The sequence below is a fragment of the Streptomyces xylophagus genome (genome assembly GCF_000716435.1).
Taxonomy (GTDB): domain Bacteria; phylum Actinomycetota; class Actinomycetes; order Streptomycetales; family Streptomycetaceae; genus Streptomyces; species Streptomyces xylophagus.
This window is the reverse complement of record NZ_JNWO01000202.1, coordinates 1-238: the sequence shown is the minus strand read 5'-3', so window position 1 is coordinate 238 and position 238 is coordinate 1. Positions and strand designations below refer to the sequence as shown.

General features: G+C 72.7%; 1 pseudogene. It reads right to left on the bottom strand.

From position 1 onward, the window contains the following. A pseudogene (locus OO70_RS50980) lies at window positions 1–238 on the bottom strand (Rv2578c family radical SAM protein); the annotation flags it as partial.

The following is a 238-nucleotide window of genomic DNA, read 5'->3' as shown; positions in this document are numbered from 1 at the left end:
GTACGCGCCCTCGGCGTACAGCCGCTCGTAGCGGCGTACCAGGTGTGGGTGGTGCTGGCCGAGCCAGGCCGTGAACCACTCGCGGGCGCCGGGCCGCAGGTGCAGCACCAGGGGAGTCACGGAGGTGGCCCCGGAGGCGGCTATTGCCCTTACGGTGGCGCGCAGTTGGGCCGGGTGGTCGCTCAGGAAGGGGATCACCGGGGCCATCAGGACGCCGACGTCGATGCCGTGCCCGGTC